The following is a 14765-nucleotide window of genomic DNA, read 5'->3' on the forward strand; positions in this document are numbered from 1 at the left end:
AGCTTTAGTGTATCCACTAAAAGCTAGCGCAGAATGAAATCACAACATTAAAACGGGATGACTCTTCGAGAGGTCATCCCGTTTTTTTGCACCCTGCGTTTGCCCGCCAAGGCTTGATTTTCGGAGGTCTTCTTGACTAAGCCAGCCATACTCGCACTTGCCGATGGCAGCATCTTTCGCGGTGAATCCATCGGTGCCGACGGGCATACGGTCGGCGAAGTGGTGTTCAACACCGCCATGACCGGCTACCAGGAAATCCTGACCGATCCTTCCTACGCGAAGCAGATCGTCACCCTGACCTATCCGCACATCGGCAACACCGGCACCACGCCGCAGGATGGCGAGGCCGCCCAGGTGTGGGCCGCCGGGCTGATCATCCGCGACCTGCCGCTGCTGGCCAGCAACTGGCGCAACAAGCAGTCGCTGTCGGACTACCTCAAGGAAAACGGCACCATCGCCATTGCCGGCATCGACACCCGTCGGCTGACCCGCATCCTCCGCGAGAAGGGTGCCCAGGACGGCTGCATCCTCACGGGTGAAGACGCCACTGAAGAGCGCGCCCTGGAGCTGGCCCGTGCCTTCCCTGGCCTCAAGGGCATGGACCTGGCCAAGGAAGTCAGCGTCAAGGAGCGCTACGAGTGGCGCTCCAGCGTCTGGTCGCTGGAAACCGATAGCCATGCCGAAATCCCGGCCGAGCAGTTGCCCTACCACGTGGTGGCCTTCGACTACGGCGTCAAGCTGAACATCCTGCGCATGCTGGTGGCTCGCGGCTGCCGCATCACCGTGCTGCCGGCCCAGACCCCGGCCAGCGAAGCCCTGGCGCTACAGCCCGACGGTATCTTCCTGGCCAACGGCCCGGGCGATCCCGAGCCCTGCGATTACGCCATCAAGGCGATCCAGGATGTGCTGGAAACCGAAATCCCGGTCTTCGGCATCTGCCTGGGTCATCAGCTGCTGGCCTTGGCCTCTGGCGCCAAGACGGTGAAGATGCCCAACGGTCACCACGGCGCCAACCATCCGGTGCAGGATCTCGACAGCGGCGTGGTGATGATCACCAGCCAGAACCACGGTTTCGCTGTGGACGAGGCCAGCTTGCCGGCCAACGTACGCGCCACCCACAAGTCGTTGTTCGATGGCACCCTGCAGGGCATCGAGCGGACCGACAAGGTCGCCTTCAGCTTCCAGGGTCATCCCGAGGCGAGCCCCGGCCCACACGACGTGGCGCCGCTGTTCGACAAGTTCATCCAGGCCATGGCGGCGCGCCGCTAAGACGGGAGGAGGATAAGGCTCATGCTGGCGAATCTGGGTGTCATCGACTTCTGGACCTACGTGGTCGGGACCCTGTTCGTCATCCTGCTGCCCGGCCCCAATTCCTTCTTCGTGCTCGCCACCAGCGCCCAGCGCGGCATTCGCAGCGGCTACCAGGCGGCCTCCGCCGTGTTTCTCGGCGATGCCGTATTGATGCTGCTCTCGGCCCTGGGGGTGGCGTCGCTGCTCAAGGCCGAGCCGCTGTTCTTCCAGGCGCTCAAGTACCTGGGCGCGGTCTACCTGTTCTACCTTGGTTGGGGCATGTTGCGCGGCGGACTCAAGTCCTGGCGCAGCCCGACCCAGGGCCAGGCCGAGGCGACCCTGCGCGAAGACGTGCATCAGCCGTTCCGCAAGGCGCTGCTGCTGAGCCTGTCGAATCCGAAGGCGATCCTGTTCTTCGTCTCCTTCTTCATCCAGTTCGTGGACCCCGGTTACGCCCATCCGGCGCTGTCCTTCCTGGTGTTGGGCGCGGTATTGGAAGCCATCAGCTTCTGCTACCTGTCGTTCCTGATTTTCTGTGGTGTCCGCCTGGCGGCCTGGTTCCGTCAGCGGCGTCGCCTCAGCGCAAGCGCCACCGGTGGCGTTGGCGCCCTGTTCGTGGGGTTCGGTGTGAAGTTGGCCACCGCGACCCTGACCTGATTACCTGCATTCGAGAAGCCCATGCCTAAGCGTACAGACATCAAGAGCATCCTGATCCTCGGGGCCGGCCCCATCGTCATCGGCCAGGCCTGCGAGTTCGACTATTCCGGCGCCCAGGCCTGCAAGGCCCTGCGCGAGGAAGGCTTCCGCGTCATCCTGGTGAACTCCAACCCGGCCACCATCATGACCGACCCGGCCATGGCCGACGCCACCTACATCGAGCCGATCAAGTGGGCCACCGTGGCCAAGATCATCGAGAAGGAGCGTCCCGACGCCCTGCTGCCGACCATGGGTGGCCAGACTGCACTGAACTGTGCCCTGGACCTGGAGCGTCATGGCGTGCTGGCCAAATTTGGCGTCGAGATGATCGGTGCCAATGCCGACACCATCGACAAGGCCGAGGATCGCTCGCGCTTCGACAAGGCCATGAAGGACATCGGCCTGGCCTGCCCGGTCTCGGGTATCGCCCATACCATGGAAGAAGCCTACGGCGTGCTGGAAAAGGTCGGCTTCCCCTGCATCATCCGGCCGAGCTTCACCATGGGCGGTACCGGTGGCGGCATCGCCTACAACCGTGAGGAGTTCGAAGAGATCTGCACCCGCGGTCTGGACCTGTCGCCGACCAACGAGCTGCTGATCGACGAATCCCTGATCGGCTGGAAGGAATACGAGATGGAGGTGGTCCGCGACAAGAAGGACAACTGCATCATCGTCTGCTCCATCGAGAACTTCGATCCCATGGGCGTGCACACCGGTGACTCCATCACCGTGGCCCCGGCCCAGACGCTGACCGACAAGGAATACCAGATCATGCGCAACGCCTCCCTGGCGGTGCTGCGCGAGATCGGCGTCGAGACCGGCGGTTCCAACGTCCAGTTCGGCATCTGCCCCAACACCGGGCGCATGGTGGTGATCGAGATGAACCCGCGGGTATCGCGGTCCTCGGCGCTGGCCTCCAAGGCCACCGGCTTCCCGATCGCCAAGATCGCCGCCAAGCTGGCGGTCGGCTACACCCTGGACGAGCTGCAGAACGACATCACCGGCGGTCGTACCCCGGCGTCCTTCGAGCCGGCCATCGACTACGTGGTCACCAAGATCCCGCGCTTCGCCTTCGAGAAATTCCCCAAGGCCGACGCCCGCCTGACCACCCAGATGAAGTCCGTTGGCGAGGTCATGTCCATCGGTCGCACCTTCCAGGAATCCCTGCAGAAAGCCCTGCGCGGCCTGGAAGTCGGCGTGGTGGGCTTCGATCCCAAGCTGGACCCGGCCGATCCCGAGGCCGACGGCACCCTCAAGCGCGAGCTCACCGTGCCGGGCGCTGATCGCATCTGGTACATCGGCGACGCCTTCCGCCAGGGCTACAGCCTGGACAAGGTCTTCGAGCTGACCCGCATCGATCCCTGGTTCCTGGTGCAGATCGAAGACCTGATCAAGGACGAGGAGCGCATCAAGACCCTGGGTCTGGCCGACCTCGACTACGACCTGATGCGCAAGCTCAAGCGCAAGGGCTTCTCCGATGCGCGCCTGGCCAAGCTGCTCGGCGTCACCGAGAAGAACCTGCGGGCCCATCGCCACAAGCTCAAGGTGCTGCCGGTGTACAAGCGGGTGGACACCTGCGCCGCCGAATTCGCCACCGACACCGCCTACCTCTACTCCACCTACGAGGAAGAGTGCGAGGCCAAGCCCAGCGGGCGCGACAAGATCATGATCCTCGGTGGTGGTCCCAACCGCATCGGCCAGGGCATCGAGTTCGACTACTGCTGTGTGCATGCGGCCCTGGCCATGCGTGAAGACGGCTACGAGACCATCATGGTCAACTGCAACCCGGAGACCGTCTCCACCGACTACGACACCTCCGACCGCCTGTTCTTCGAGCCGGTGACCCTGGAGGACGTGCTGGAGATCGTCCGCGTCGAGCAGCCCAAGGGCGTCATCGTCCAGTATGGCGGCCAGACCCCGCTCAAGCTCTGCCGCGCCCTGGAAGAAGCCGGCGTGCCCATCATCGGCACCAGCCCCGATGCCATCGACCGCGCCGAAGACCGCGAGCGCTTCCAGCAGATGGTCCAGCGCCTGAACCTGCGCCAGCCGGCCAACGCCACCGCGCGCAGCGAAGACGAAGCCCTGGCCCTGTCGAAGAACATCGGCTATCCGATGGTGGTGCGTCCCTCCTACGTGCTGGGCGGTCGGGCGATGGAAATCGTCTACCAGGAAGAAGAACTCAAGCGCTACATGCGCGAAGCGGTGAAGGTGTCCAACGACAGCCCGGTGCTGCTCGACCACTTCCTCAACTGCGCCATCGAGGTGGACGTGGATGCGGTGTGCGACGGCCAGACCGTGGTGATCGGCGCCATCATGCAGCACATCGAACAGGCCGGCGTGCACTCCGGTGACTCCGCCTGCTCGCTGCCGCCCTATTCGCTGCCCAAGCACATCCAGGACGAGATCCGCGAGCAGGTCAAGAAGATGGCCCTGGAGCTTGGCGTGGTCGGTCTGATGAACGTGCAGATGGCCGTGCAGGGCGAGGACATCTACGTCATCGAGGTCAACCCGCGGGCCTCCCGGACCGTGCCCTTCGTCTCCAAGTGCATCGGTGAATCCCTGGCCAAGGTGGCCGCCCGCGTCATGGCCGGCAAGACCCTGGCCGAGGTGGGCTTCACCGAGGAGATCATTCCGCCGTTCTTCAGCGTCAAGGAAGCGGTGTTCCCCTTCAACAAGTTCCCCGGCGTGGACCCCATCCTCGGCCCGGAAATGAAGTCCACCGGTGAGGTCATGGGTGTCGGCGACAGCTTCGGCGAGGCCTTTGCCAAGGCCCAACTGGGCGCCAACGAGATCCTGCCGAACTCCGGTTGCGCCTTCATCAGCGTCCGTGACGACGACAAGCCTGAAGCCGTGCAGGTCGCTCGCGATCTGGTCGGCCTCGGCTTCGAAGTCGTCGCCACCGCTGGCACCGCGCGAGTGATCGAGGCGGCTGGTTTGCCGGTGCGTCGCGTGAACAAGGTGACCGAAGGCCGCCCGCATGTGGTCGACATGATCAAGAACGACGAAGTCACCCTGATCATCAACACCACCGAAGGCCGGCAGTCCATCGCTGACTCCTATTCGATCCGTCGCAATGCCCTGCAGCACAAGCTGTGCTGCACTACCACCATTGCCGGCGGCCAGGCCATTTGCGAAGCTTTGAAATTCGGCGCCGAGAAGACCGTGCGCCGGCTGCAAGATCTGCATGCAGGAGTTAAGGCATGACCAAGTACCCCATGACCGTCCAGGGTGCGCGCGCCCTGGAAGAGGAGCTCAAGCACCTCAAGACTGAGCTGCGCCCGCAGATCACCCAGGCCATCGCCGAAGCGCGTGAGCTGGGTGACCTCAAGGAGAACGCCGAATACCACGCCGCCCGCGAACAGCAGGGCATGGTGGAGGCGCGCATCCGCGACATCGAAGGCCGTCTGCAGAACGCCCAGGTGATCGACGTGACCGCCTTGCCGCATACCGGCAAGGTGATCTTCGGTACCACCGTGGAGATCGCCAACACCGAGACCGATGAGGCGGTGACCTACCAGATCGTCGGCGACGACGAGGCGGACATCAAGCAGGGCAAGCTATCGGTGGGTTCGCCCATTGCCCGTGCCCTGATCGGCAAGGAAGAAGGGGACGTGGTGCTGGTGAAGACCCCGGGTGGCAATGTCGAATACGAAATTGTCGCCGTCCGTCACGTCTGACCGCCGCGCCCGCGGCTGGCTCGCCACGCTGCTCGCTGCAGCCTGGCAGCTGGCTCAGGTGTTCTGGGTCGGCCCGCTGGTTGCCCTGCACCTCTGCATTCCCGTGGCGCTCGCCCAGGCGGGCTGGGCGCCGCTGCTGATCCAGTCCGGTCGCGAGGAATTGCTGCGCATGATGCTCAGCGCCGCGGCCGGCGGCGTCTTCACGCAGATCGTGGTGCTGGTCTGGTGGGCAGGCGTTCACGCCCTGTGGCGCGACCTGCGTGGCCAGTTGCTGCTGGCGAGTGCGGCGGCCGTGCTGTTGCAGAATGAGCTCGCACGCCTGTGGAGCGGGCCGACCGCTCTGGCCGGCTACGTGATATTGCTGCTCTGCGGACTGATCCTGGTGCTGCAGCCCGTCCCGGGGCGCCCGCGCCCGAATCAGGCGGTGTAGCGCACCACGTTGGACAGGTTGCGATTCTGCTCGCGGGCCTTGCGATAGATCAGCGCCATCTTGCCGATCACCTGCACCAGCTCTGCCTTGCTCGAAGCGCACAGTTCCTCGATCAGCGCCCGACGGTCTTCCCGCTCGGTGACGGCCAGCTTGATCTTGATCAGTTCGTGATCGTTCAGGGCGCGGTCGAGCTCACCCAGCACGCCCTCGCTCAAGCCATTCTCGCTGATGGTGACCACCGGCTTGAGTTGATGACCGATCGCCTTGAACCGCTTTTTATGCTCGTTGTTGAGCGCCATAATTCACCCCGGATAAAAGCCGAACAGTTTATCGCAGCCGTCCGATGCCGCCCAGCGATACGAGAAAACTTACCTTGGCGAGTGCCAAAAAGCGGCCATCGCTGGCTCAAGGAACACCCCCGAAGATTCTTGCGTCAAGCCGGCGCGGAAGCCCGGCCATCGCTCCCGGGCCTGCCACGCGCTGCTCGAGGCGATCGGCGCCGGTCGGCGGGCCTTGTTTTTTGCTGGCTGGCCCCCCATATGATTCGCCTGAATGCGGTGGACCAGCCTGGTGCCTGCTCTTTCGTGCGAGCCAGCCAAGAGGCTGGTGCACGACAGGCCTCCTCCAGGCGGGACCTCCCAACAGGATCTTCCATGGCGAAAGTCTCGACGCCTACCTCAAGGCAGGTGCACGATGAGTTCGCCAGGGGTTGATGCGCAAGCCGTTCGCTTCGCGGGACGGATCGCGTGTGCAGTATCTATTGGGTCGCGGTTTCAATGGCCAATTGAGAGAATTGATGGTCGCAACGTCTGCCTTGCCCTAGAGTCAAAGGCAGAAGACTCATATAGCGTTACAGACGATGTCTGCCGTGGGCCAGGCTTTGTGTAGTAACTTACCGGTCACTGCCGGTTTCGCTTCGAACGGTTTACCCACGAAACCGGCGCAGAGGGTAGTCAATTGAACGACATGGCAAAGAATCTGATCCTGTGGCTGATCATCGCCGCGGTGCTCGTCACCGTGATGAACAACTTCTCCAGCCCCAACGAACCCCAGACGCTCAACTACTCCGACTTCATCCAGCAGGTGAAGGACGGGCAGATCGAGAGCGTCACCGTGGATGGCTACGTCATCACCGGCAAGCACCGGGATGGCGATCCCTTCAAGACCATCCGTCCGGCTATCCAGGACAATGGCCTGATCGGTGACCTGGTCAACAACAGCGTCACCATCACCGGTAAGCAGCCCGAGCAGCAGAGCATCTGGACCCAACTGCTGGTCGCCAGCTTCCCGATCCTGGTGATCATCGCCGTCTTCATGTTCTTCATGCGCCAGATGCAGGGAGGGGCCGGCGGTCGCGGCGGCCCGATGAGCTTCGGCAAGAGCAAGGCACGCTTGCTGTCGGAAGACCAGGTCAAGACCACCTTTGCTGACGTCGCCGGTTGCGACGAGGCCAAGGAAGAGGTTACTGAGCTGGTGGAGTTCCTGCGTGATCCGGGCAAGTTCCAGCGCCTGGGCGGCCGTATTCCCCGTGGCGTACTGATGGTTGGCTCGCCTGGTACCGGTAAGACGCTGCTGGCCAAGGCAGTGGCCGGTGAGGCCAAGGTTCCGTTCTTCACCATTTCCGGTTCGGACTTCGTCGAGATGTTCGTGGGTGTCGGTGCCAGCCGGGTTCGCGATATGTTCGACCAGGCCAAGAAACACGCGCCTTGCATCATCTTCATCGACGAGATCGATGCGGTCGGTCGCCATCGTGGCAACGGCATGGGCGGTGGTCACGACGAACGCGAGCAGACCCTCAACCAACTGCTGGTCGAGATGGATGGCTTCGAGATGAATGACGGCATCATCGTCATTGCCGCCACCAACCGTCCCGACGTCCTTGACCCTGCGCTGCTGCGTCCCGGTCGTTTCGACCGCCAGGTCGTGGTTGGCCTGCCGGATATCCGCGGCCGCGAGCAGATCCTGAAGGTGCACATGCGCAAGGTGCCGATCGGCGAGCGCGTCGACGCGGGTGTCATCGCCCGGGGCACCCCTGGTTTCTCCGGTGCTGACCTGGCCAACCTGGTTAACGAAGCCTCGTTGTTCGCCGCGCGTGCCAACAAGCGCGTCGTCGACATGCGCGAGTTCGAGCTGGCCAAGGACAAGATCATGATGGGCGCCGAGCGCAAGACCATGGTCATGTCCGAGAAGGAGAAGCGCAACACTGCCTACCACGAGGCCGGTCATGCCATCGTCGGTCGGCTGGTGCCGGAGCACGATCCGGTCTACAAGGTCTCCATCATCCCCCGTGGCCGCGCCCTAGGCGTGACCATGTTCTTGCCCGAGGAAGATCGCTACAGCCTGTCCAAGCGGGCGCTGGAGAGCCAGATCTGCTCGCTGTTCGGTGGCCGTATCGCCGAAGAGATGACCCTGGGCTTCGAGGGGGTTACCACTGGTGCTTCGAACGACATCATGAGAGCCACTTCCCTGGCGCGGAACATGGTGACCAAGTGGGGCCTGTCGGAAAAGCTTGGCCCGCTGCTCTACGGTGAGGAAGAGAACGAAGGCTACCTGGGTCGTTCTGGTGGGGGTGGCAACGGTAACATGTCCGGTGAGACCGCCAAGCTGATCGACCTGGAAATTCGCCGCATCATCGATGATTGCTACAACACCGCCAAGCGCCTGTTGGACGAAAATCGGGACAAGCTCGAACTCATGGCCGATGCGCTGATGAAGTACGAGACCATCGATTCCGATCAGATCGACGACATCATGGCCGGTAAGGTTCCGCGTGAGCCGCGTGACTGGCACGACCGTGGCGGCCCGACCGGGGATGCACCTGCCTCGCCCCAGAGTGGTAGCGATCGTCCTGAAACACCCATCGGCGGTCCTGCCGGAGAACACTGAAACACCCATGTTCAATCCGTTCCCTTCGACCCGATTGCCTTGCGGCAATCGGGTTCTTGTTTTTGACGTGCCCAAGGTGATGGGCATCCTCAATGTCACTCCCGACTCCTTCTCCGATGGTGGTCGTTACACGGTGGTCGAAAGCGCCCTGCGCCATGCCGAAGGTATGGTGGCGGCCGGTGCGGCCATCATCGACGTCGGCGGGGAGTCCACGCGGCCCGGGGCACCGCCGGTATCCGAAGCGGAAGAACTTGATCGTGTCGTACCGGTGATCGAGGCGATCGCCCGAGAGCTGGATGTCGTCATCTCCATGGATACCTCCACGCCTGCGGTCATGCGCGAAGGGGCCCTGGCGGGTGCTGGCCTGATCAACGACGTCCGTTCGCTGCGTCGGCCAGGCGCCCTTGAGGCGGCGGCTGCGACCGATCTGGCGATCTGCCTGATGCACATGCGCGGTGAGCCGAGCACCATGCAGCAAGCCCCGTCCTATGGCGACGTGGCAGGCGAGGTTGGCGAATTCCTCGACGAGCAGATCGTTCGCTGCGAGGCGGCAGGCATCGCCCGCGAACGCCTGGTGCTGGATCCCGGCTATGGCTTCGCCAAGACCCTGGAGCACAATCTCGAACTGTTCCAGCGACAGTCCGAGCTGCTCGGCTTTGGGCTACCCTTGCTGGTAGGGGTTTCGCGCAAGAGCATGATCGGTGCTGTCACCGGTCGGCCGGTCGCCGAGCGCCTGGCGGGCGGACTGGCTCTGGCGGCCCTGGCGCTGGCCAAGGGCGCCCAGATCCTCAGGGTCCATGATGTGGCGGAAACGGTGGACGTGGTGAAGATGATCGCCGCGGTCGAAGGCTTCAGGCAGGAACAGAACTGATGGCAAGAAAGTATTTCGGAACCGATGGCATTCGCGGCAAGGTCGGGCAGTACCCCATTACCCCGGACTTCATGCTCAAGCTGGGTTGGGCGGCGGGCATCGCCTTTCGCAGTCGCGGCGGCTGCCGGGTGTTGGTGGGCAAGGACACGCGCAACTCGGGCTACATGTTCGAATCGGCACTGGAAGCCGGCTTGTCCGCTGCGGGCGCTGACGTCATGCTGCTCGGCCCGATGCCCACTCCTGGTATCGCGTACCTGACGCGGACCTTCCAGGCCAGCGCCGGCATCGTCATCAGTGCTTCGCACAATCCCTACTATGACAATGGCATCAAGTTCTTTTCCGGCGCCGGCACCAAGCTGCCCGATGAGCTCGAGACCATGATCGAGGAACTGCTCGATACGCCCATGACCGTGGTCGACTCGGCCCGCATCGGCAAGGTCTCGCGCATCAACGATGCCGCGGGTCGCTATATCGAGTTCTGCAAGAGTAGCGTGCCTACCGGGACCAGCTTCGCTGGCATGAAGATCGTGCTGGATTGCGCCAATGGCGCTACCTACAAGATCGCCCCCAGCGTGTTCCGCGAGCTGGGCGCGGACGTCAGTGTGCTGGGCGCCCAGCCGGACGGACTCAATATCAACAAGGATTGCGGCTCCACCCATCTCGAAGGGTTGCAGCAGGCGGTGCTCGACCAGCACGCCGACATCGGTATCGCCTTCGACGGCGATGGCGATCGGGTGCTGATGGTGGATCACACGGGCGCCGCGGTGGACGGCGACGAACTGCTCTATCTGATCGCTCGCGACCTCAAGCGCCGTGGTCGTCTCGAGGGTGGCGTGGTCGGTACCCTGATGAGCAATCTGGGGCTCGAGTTGGGCTTGGCCGAGCTGGACATCCCCTTCGTGCGTGCCAAGGTCGGCGATCGCTATGTGATGGCCGAGCTGCTGGAGCGCAACTGGGTGCTGGGTGGCGAGAACTCCGGGCACGTGGTGTGCTGCCAGTACACCACTACGGGCGATGCCACCATCGCTGCCCTGCAGGTGCTGATCGCCCTGCGCAATGCTGGCCAGACCCTGGCACAGGCGCGCATGGCCCTACGCAAGTGCCCGCAGGTGCTGATCAACGTGCGCTTCGGGGGCGGCCAGGATCCGCTGGAGAATCCACGGGTCAAGCAGGCCAGTGCCGAGGTCACCGAGAAGATGGCCGGCAAGGGACGCGTTCTGCTGCGCAAGTCCGGTACCGAGCCGTTGCTGCGCGTCATGGTCGAAGGCGAGAACGAGCGCGAGGTGCGTGCCCATGCCGAGGCCTTGGCGCAACTGATAGCCGAGGTATGTGCTTGATTTGCTTGCATGCCTGTTTTCGATTGAGTAACATCTGCGCCCACTTCGCTCCCTGAGGCAAAACGCATGCGTCGTCCCCTGGTTGCCGGTAACTGGAAAATGCACGGCTCGCTGCAGAGCGTTTCGGCATTGGTCGCAGGCTTGAAAGGGTTGGATGGTGTTGCGGGCGTCGAGGTCGTGGTGATCCCGACGTTGGTGCATCTGCCGAAGGTGGTCGAGGAGTTGACGGCGACGTCGCTGGTGGTGGGGGCTCAGACCTGTGCTTCCGTCGCAGGCGAGAAGGCCCTGACGGGTGAGGTGTCCTCTACCCAGTTGGCGGAGTTCGGTTGCCGTTACGTGCTGGTGGGGCACTCCGAGCGGCGCGCCCTGCTGGGAGAGGATGACGAGGTGGTGGCGAAGAAATTCGCGGCCATCCAGCAGGGCGGGATGCGTCCCGTGCTCTGCGTCGGCGAAACTCGCGGAGAGCGGGAGGCCGGGCGCACTCTGGAGGTGGTGGGTGGCCAGCTGAAGGCGGTCATCGATGCCGTCGGAGTGGCAGCCTTCGCCAATGCCGTCGTGGCCTACGAGCCGGTTTGGGCGATAGGCACGGGGCTCACGGCAACGCCTGAGCAGGCGCAAGAGGTTCATGCGGCGATTCGCGCCCTGGTGCGCGAAGCCGATGCTGGAGTCGCTGACGGGCTTCAGTTGTTGTATGGCGGCAGTGTCAAGGCCGCCAATGCTGCCGAATTGTTCGGTATGCCGGATATCGATGGGGGGCTGGTAGGTGGTGCCTCCCTGAATGCTGAAGAGTTCAGTGCGATTTGCCGCGCTGCGGGACGTGGATAATGTTGGAAACTGCAGTTGTAGTGATCCACTTGCTGATGGCGCTGGGCTTGATCGTGCTAGTGCTGATGCAGCAGGGCAAGGGCGCTGAAGCGGGTGCGTCCTTTGGTTCGGGTGCCTCGGGTACCGTTTTCGGTAGTCAAGGTTCCGCTACCTTTCTGAGTCGTTTTACTGCTATACTGGCCGCGGTTTTTTTCGCGACTAGTCTGGGTCTTGGGTATTACGCCAAAGACCGTGCGCTGGGTCTGCGTGAGGTGGGGTTGCCCACTCAGCCGGTCCAGCAGGCTCCTCAGCCTAAGCAGGATGGTAACGATGTTCCTCTGACGCAGCCGAAGGCTTCGCAGGGCGGTACTTCCGGGGACGTGCCCCAGGAGTCCAAGTAAGTTTCACAGGTTTCATGCCGAAGTGGTGGAATTGGTAGACACGCTATCTTGAGGGGGTAGTGGCCACAGGCTGTATGGGTTCGAGTCCCATCTTCGGCACCAAATAGCAAAGACGTCCAGCAGGACGCGGCGAGAGAGTTGGTTGACTCCTGGAGTTCAGTTGAATATACTCTCGCTCCAGCTTTGACGCGGGGTGGAGCAGTCTGGTAGCTCGTCGGGCTCATAACCCGAAGGTCGTTGGTTCAAATCCAGCCCCCGCAACCAGTTTTTTAAAGCCCCTTTATAGGGGCTTTTTGTTGGCTGGACAGTTCGGGTCGCGCTTTCTTGCGCAGACCTCTTAGGGATGGGCGTAATGCCCATTTTTTATTCTCAAAAAACGCGAGGCAATCAGGTGTCGAGCAAGCTAGAACAGTTGCAGGCCTTGCTGGCCCCCGTCGTCGAGGCGCTTGGCTACGTCTGCTGGGGTGTCGAGTACATTTCCCAAGGCCGGCATTCGCTATTGCGCGTCTACATCGATCATCCCAACGGCATCCTCGTCGAGGACTGCGAGAAGGTCAGTCGCCAAGTCAGCGGCGTACTCGATGTGGAAGACCCCATCACCAATGAATACACCCTCGAGGTGTCTTCCCCCGGTATGGATAGACCCCTGTTCACCCTGGAGCAATTCGCTGCCCATGTCGGTGAGCAGGTGAAGGTCAAACTTCGGTCGCCCTTCGAGGGGCGACGTAATTTCCAGGGTTTGCTGCGCGGTGTGGAAGACCAGGACGTCGTGGTGCAGGTGGACGAGCATGAGTACCTGCTGCCCATCGAGATGATCGACAAGGCCAACGTCGTTCCCCGTTTCGAGTGATTTGAGCGCGAGACCGCGGATCCCAAGGATTGCGAATACGAGGCGTAAGATGAGCAAAGAAGTTCTGCTGGTAGTGGAATCTGTTTCGAACGAGAAGGGTGTTCCACCCGGCGTCATCTTCGAGGCACTGGAATTGGCACTCGCCACGGCGACCAAGAAGCGCTACGAAGAAGATGTGGATCTGCGGGTGTCGATCAACAGACACAACGGCAGCTACGAAACCTTCCGCCGCTGGACCGTGGTGGAGGACCAGGACTATCAACTGCCCGATTCGCACCTGACGGTGGAAGACGCGCAGGAAGAACATCCCGGCGCCAAGGCCGGTGACGTGATCGAAGAGAAGATCGAGTCCATCGAGTTCGGTCGCATCGCCGCCCAGACCGCCAAGCAGGTGATCGTGCAGAAGGTGCGCGAGGCCGAACGGGCCCAGGTGGTGGATGCCTATCGCGAGAAGGTCGGCGAGATCATCTCGGGTACCGTGAAGAAGGTCACCCGTGACAGCGTGATCGTCGACCTGGGCAACAATGCCGAGGCGCTGCTGCCGCGCGAGCACATCATTCCGCGCGAAACCTTCCGCATGGGCGTGCGTCTGCGTGCGCTGCTCAAGGAGATCCGTACCGAGAACCGCGGTCCGCAGCTGATGCTGTCGCGCACCGATCCGCAAATGCTGATCGAGCTGTTCCGCATCGAGGTGCCGGAAATCTCCGAGCAACTGATCGACGTCATGGCTGCAGCCCGGGACCCGGGTTCGCGCGCCAAGATCGCCGTACGCTCCAAGGACAAGCGCATCGATCCCCAGGGGGCCTGCATCGGCATGCGCGGTTCGCGCGTCCAGGCGGTATCCGGTGAATTGGGTGGCGAGCGGGTCGACATCGTCCTGTGGGACGACAACCCCGCGCAGTTCGTCATCAATGCCATGGCCCCGGCCGAAGTCGCGTCGATCATCGTCGACGAAGACAGCCGCACCATGGATATCGCCGTGGCCGAGGACAACCTGGCCCAGGCGATCGGCCGTGGCGGCCAGAACGTGCGCCTGGCCAGCCAGTTGACCGGCTGGACGCTGAACGTGATGACCGAGGCGGACATCAATGCCAAGCAGCAGGCCGAGACCGGCGACATCATCCAGCGCTTCATCGATGAGCTGGACGTCGACGAGGAGCTGGCGCAGGTGCTGGTGGAGGAAGGTTTCACCTCCCTCGAGGAAGTCGCCTACGTGCCCATGGAAGAGATGCTCAACATCGATGGCTTCGACGAAGACATCGTCAACGAGCTGCGTACCCGGGCCAAGGATCGTTTGCTGACCCGAGCCATCGCGACAGAAGAACAGAAGAGCCCCAGCGAAGATCTGCTGACCCTCGACGGCATGGACCCCCAGCTCGCCAGCGCGCTGGCCCAACGTGGTGTGGTGAATCGCGAAGAGCTCGCCGAGCAGTCGATCGACGACCTGCTCGACATCAACGGCATGACTGAAGAGCGTGCCGGCAAGCTGATCATGGCTGCCCGTGCCCATTGGTTCGAGTAAG

The 14765-nt window shown here is 62.8% G+C and carries 13 protein-coding genes and 2 tRNA genes; 14 read left to right on the forward strand and 1 reads right to left on the reverse strand.

Annotated elements, in window-relative coordinates; translation table 11 throughout:
• The first annotated feature begins 132 nt into the window (after positions 1-132).
• Genes carA through RND78_RS23980 form a run of 5 tightly spaced genes read left to right on the forward strand, consistent with a single transcriptional unit; the run spans position 133 to position 6093 of the window.
• Entirely contained in the window at positions 133-1269 is a 1137-nt protein-coding gene (carA, locus tag RND78_RS23960; RefSeq protein WP_312732504.1) for a glutamine-hydrolyzing carbamoyl-phosphate synthase small subunit, read from the forward strand.
• A 21-nt stretch (positions 1270-1290) separates the two neighbouring features.
• A complete protein-coding gene (gene leuE, locus RND78_RS23965; protein ID WP_409457113.1) occupies positions 1291-1947 on the forward strand; it encodes a leucine efflux protein LeuE in 657 nt (218 codons plus the stop codon).
• Between the two features lie 21 nt (positions 1948-1968).
• The gene (gene carB / locus RND78_RS23970; RefSeq protein WP_312732505.1) at positions 1969-5190 is read left to right on the forward strand and encodes a carbamoyl-phosphate synthase large subunit; all 3222 of its coding nucleotides are present in this window, start codon (positions 1969-1971) and stop codon (positions 5188-5190) included.
• A complete protein-coding gene (greA, locus tag RND78_RS23975; RefSeq protein WP_312732506.1) occupies positions 5187-5663 on the forward strand; it encodes a transcription elongation factor GreA in 477 nt (158 codons plus the stop codon). Before carB ends, greA begins: the two co-directional genes overlap by 4 nt.
• The gene (locus RND78_RS23980) at positions 5641-6093 is read left to right on the forward strand and encodes a hypothetical protein (protein WP_312732507.1); all 453 of its coding nucleotides are present in this window, start codon (positions 5641-5643) and stop codon (positions 6091-6093) included. The genes greA and RND78_RS23980 overlap by 23 nt, the downstream gene beginning before the upstream one ends.
• Here the strand turns inward: RND78_RS23980 and yhbY are convergent.
• Positions 6081-6392: a ribosome assembly RNA-binding protein YhbY gene (gene yhbY / locus RND78_RS23985; RefSeq protein WP_059231826.1), complete on the reverse strand. Its 312-nt coding sequence runs from the start codon at positions 6390-6392 to the stop codon at positions 6081-6083. The two genes, RND78_RS23980 and yhbY, sit on opposite strands and share 13 nt — an antisense overlap.
• A 667-nt stretch (positions 6393-7059) precedes the next feature.
• Between yhbY and ftsH the strand changes: the two genes are divergently transcribed.
• The 9 genes from ftsH to nusA all read left to right on the forward strand — a co-directional run bounded on the left by ftsH (position 7060) and on the right by nusA (position 14764).
• Positions 7060-8979, forward strand: coding sequence for an ATP-dependent zinc metalloprotease FtsH (gene ftsH / locus RND78_RS23990; protein ID WP_312732508.1), 1920 nt, complete (start codon positions 7060-7062; stop codon positions 8977-8979).
• Positions 8980-8986: 7 nt separating this feature from the next.
• Entirely contained in the window at positions 8987-9850 is an 864-nt protein-coding gene (gene folP, locus RND78_RS23995; protein ID WP_312732509.1) for a dihydropteroate synthase, read from the forward strand.
• Positions 9850-11187, forward strand: coding sequence for a phosphoglucosamine mutase (glmM, locus tag RND78_RS24000; protein ID WP_312732510.1), 1338 nt, complete (start codon positions 9850-9852; stop codon positions 11185-11187). The genes folP and glmM overlap by 1 nt, the downstream gene beginning before the upstream one ends.
• Before the next feature lie 66 nt (positions 11188-11253).
• The gene (gene tpiA / locus RND78_RS24005) at positions 11254-12012 is read left to right on the forward strand and encodes a triose-phosphate isomerase (protein WP_312732511.1); all 759 of its coding nucleotides are present in this window, start codon (positions 11254-11256) and stop codon (positions 12010-12012) included.
• Entirely contained in the window at positions 12012-12392 is a 381-nt protein-coding gene (gene secG, locus RND78_RS24010; RefSeq protein WP_312732512.1) for a preprotein translocase subunit SecG, read from the forward strand. The genes tpiA and secG overlap by 1 nt, the downstream gene beginning before the upstream one ends.
• A 16-nt stretch (positions 12393-12408) precedes the next feature.
• Positions 12409-12494, forward strand: a tRNA-Leu gene (locus RND78_RS24015).
• 85 nt (positions 12495-12579) lie between these two features.
• Positions 12580-12656 (forward strand) — tRNA-Met (locus tag RND78_RS24020).
• Positions 12657-12783: 127 nt separating this feature from the next.
• Positions 12784-13242: a ribosome maturation factor RimP gene (rimP, locus tag RND78_RS24025; protein ID WP_295462754.1), complete on the forward strand. Its 459-nt coding sequence runs from the start codon at positions 12784-12786 to the stop codon at positions 13240-13242.
• A 49-nt stretch (positions 13243-13291) separates the two neighbouring features.
• Positions 13292-14764, forward strand: coding sequence for a transcription termination factor NusA (gene nusA / locus RND78_RS24030; RefSeq protein WP_295462756.1), 1473 nt, complete (start codon positions 13292-13294; stop codon positions 14762-14764).
• Position 14765 lies beyond the last annotated feature (1 nt).

This window comes from Pseudomonas oryzihabitans (assembly GCF_032027545.1).
Lineage (GTDB): Bacteria > Pseudomonadota > Gammaproteobacteria > Pseudomonadales > Pseudomonadaceae > Chryseomonas > Chryseomonas oryzihabitans_F.

Excerpts from the sequence above, each read along its gene's own strand:
- leuE (WP_409457113.1), top strand. The coding sequence starts at position 1,291 with ATGCTGGCGAATCTGGGTGTCATCGACTTCTGGACCTACGTGGTCGGG.
- carB (WP_312732505.1), top strand. The coding sequence starts at position 1,969 with ATGCCTAAGCGTACAGACATCAAGAGCATCCTGATCCTCGGGGCCGGC.
- greA (WP_312732506.1), top strand. The coding sequence starts at position 5,187 with ATGACCAAGTACCCCATGACCGTCCAGGGTGCGCGCGCCCTGGAAGAG.
- yhbY (WP_059231826.1), bottom strand. The coding sequence starts at position 6,392 with ATGGCGCTCAACAACGAGCATAAAAAGCGGTTCAAGGCGATCGGTCAT.
- ftsH (WP_312732508.1), top strand. The coding sequence starts at position 7,060 with ATGGCAAAGAATCTGATCCTGTGGCTGATCATCGCCGCGGTGCTCGTC.
- folP (WP_312732509.1), top strand. The coding sequence starts at position 8,987 with ATGTTCAATCCGTTCCCTTCGACCCGATTGCCTTGCGGCAATCGGGTT.
- glmM (WP_312732510.1), top strand. The coding sequence starts at position 9,850 with ATGGCAAGAAAGTATTTCGGAACCGATGGCATTCGCGGCAAGGTCGGG.
- tpiA (WP_312732511.1), top strand. The coding sequence starts at position 11,254 with ATGCGTCGTCCCCTGGTTGCCGGTAACTGGAAAATGCACGGCTCGCTG.
- secG (WP_312732512.1), top strand. The coding sequence starts at position 12,012 with ATGTTGGAAACTGCAGTTGTAGTGATCCACTTGCTGATGGCGCTGGGC.
- nusA (WP_295462756.1), top strand. The coding sequence starts at position 13,292 with ATGAGCAAAGAAGTTCTGCTGGTAGTGGAATCTGTTTCGAACGAGAAG.